Source organism: Streptomyces sp. NPDC058157, assembly GCF_042884105.1.
GTDB lineage: Bacteria > Actinomycetota > Actinomycetes > Streptomycetales > Streptomycetaceae > Streptomyces.
The window spans coordinates 1-1,953 of sequence record NZ_JBHVUQ010000412.1 but is presented as its reverse complement, the minus strand read 5'-3'; the positions used below and the strand labels follow the sequence as shown (position 1 = coordinate 1,953).

Genomic DNA, 1,953 nt, shown 5'->3' with positions numbered 1-1,953 from the left:
CGGCCGAGGCGGAGGGTCTCGGCGACGGTGAAGCGGGCGTGGAGCGGCTTCTCCTGGGCGAGGTAGGCGGTGCGGCAGCGGGCCTCGGCGGTGCCGGGGGCGTGGCCGAATACCCGTATCCGTCCGGTGGTGGGGCGCAGCAGGCCGGCCGCGAGCTGGAGCAGGGTGCTCTTGCCGGCGCCGTTGGGGCCGACGAGGGCGGTGACGCGGCCCGGGGGCAGTTCGATGTCACAGGCCCGCAGGGCGTGCCGGCCCGGGAACGCCCGCCCGAGCCCGACGGCGTCCAGGGTGGGGGGATCTCCGGGTATGCGGTCCGGCGCGTGGTGCTGGTCGTTCACGCCGTGTCCTCTCTCGACGTTCCGGGCGCGGGCCCGGAGGGGTGGAAGCTCTCGTCCACGACGGCCGTGACGAGCGCCGTGATGTCCTCGCGGTCCAGGCCGGCCTCGCGGGCTCGGGCCGTCCACTCGGCGAGGGCGGTGCGCAGGGGCGAATCCGGCGCCGTCTGGGGGTGGGAGAGCGAGCGCCGGACGAAGGTGCCCGCGCCGGGGCGGGGTTCGACGAGGCCCTCGCGTTCGAGTTCCCGGTACGCCTTGAGGACGGTGTTGGGGTTGATCGCGGTGGCCGCGACCACCTCACGGGCCGTCGGCAGGCGGTCCCCCGGCTCCAGCACGCCCAGGCGCAGGGCCTGTTTGACCTGGTTGACGAGTTGCAGATAGGTGGCGACGCCGCTGCGCCGGTCCACTCGGAACTCCATGATCTCCTTCCTTCGTCATTCCACTAAGGTGTTAGTGGAATAGTGCAGACGAGGTGAGTGATCGTCAAACCGGGCACGCTGCGCGCTGGAAGGGGAAGGCGGCGGAGTATGACCGAACGGTCACAGCCCGTCGGGCACGGAACGCGGAGACCGGGTCGGACATCTAGGTGATCAGCGGGCCGGAGACGGCCATGGCGACATGACGGCGAGACCGGCACGGCCGGGTGTGAACAGCAAGGTGGGCGTGGATGAAGGCGGAAACGGTGTCGGGCGGCGACGGAACCCTTGCCCTGGCCGGGCGGGAACGGGGAGGGGCGGACCCGGAAGGGGATGCCGCCCCCGCCACGGAGGGCACCCCGGCCACTGCCACACCCGAGGACACGGACTCCGCCGCGCGCGAGGGCACGCACACTCGGGCCGCCGACGGCTTGGCCCGGACGGCGCGGGAGCAGGACACCGCCGCCACACGGGAGGGCGCGGGACCGGGGCCGGATGACACCGAGGCCCCGGCGGGACGGAAGCCCACGGGCACGGAGACCGCACCGGGCGGCGCCGGGCGCGAACCCGCCGCTGCCACGGCGCCCTCGGCCAGGGCCCAAGACACGGACTCCGCCGCACCGGGCGGCGCCGAGCGTGAGCCCGCCGCTGCCACGGCACCGTCGGCCGGGGCCCGGGGCGCGGACTCCTCAGCACCGGGCGCCCCGGACTCCGCGGAGCACCAGGATGCCGACACCGTCACCGCGCCCGACGCGTCGGCCGAGGCCGGGCCGGCCGACGTCACGAAGTTCTCGGCCAAGGCCCAGGGCGCGGGCTCCGCCGCCGCGCGGGAGGGCGCGGGACCGGGGCCGGATGGCAGCGAGGGCCCGACGGGGCAGAAGCCCGTCGGCACGGAGACCGCACCGGGCGGCGCCGGGCGTGAGCCCGCCGCTGTCACGGCGGCGGCGGCCGGGGCTCGGGGCGGGGACTCCACAGCACAGGGCACCCCGGTGCACCAGGACGCCGGCACCGCTGCCGCGCCCGGCGCCCCCGCCGAGGCCCGGCTCGGCGGCGAGGGCGTCGGGCGGGGCGGGACCGTCCCCGAGGGGCCCACCCCGGCAGGGGCTGAGTCCCGCCGCGGCACGGACGCCGAGGCCCCCGACCGGGGGGCCGACGCCGAGGCCCCCGCCGGAGGCGGTACCCGTGCCGGGAAGAGGGTCCGT

At 76.6% G+C, this 1,953-nt stretch carries 2 protein-coding genes and 1 pseudogene; 1 reads left to right on the top strand and 2 read right to left on the bottom strand.

Going from position 1 to position 1,953, the window contains the following annotated elements; all coding sequences use genetic code 11:
* Window positions 1–338: ATP-binding cassette domain-containing protein (locus tag ACFVXK_RS38445; protein ID WP_389622004.1), on the bottom strand; the 338-nt coding region annotated here is incomplete at its 3' end.
* Window positions 335–754: a GntR family transcriptional regulator gene (locus ACFVXK_RS38440; protein ID WP_389622001.1), complete on the bottom strand. Its 420-nt coding sequence runs from the start codon at window positions 752–754 to the stop codon at window positions 335–337. The genes ACFVXK_RS38440 and ACFVXK_RS38445, both read right to left, overlap by 4 nt.
* Window positions 755–1,002: 248 nt before the next feature.
* On the opposite strand from ACFVXK_RS38440, the pseudogene ACFVXK_RS38435 reads away from it, so the two are divergent.
* Window positions 1,003–1,953 (top strand): annotated as a pseudogene (locus tag ACFVXK_RS38435) (hypothetical protein); the annotation flags it as partial.

Excerpts from the sequence above, each read along its gene's own strand:
- ACFVXK_RS38440 (WP_389622001.1), bottom strand. The coding sequence starts at position 754 with ATGGAGTTCCGAGTGGACCGGCGCAGCGGCGTCGCCACCTATCTGCAA.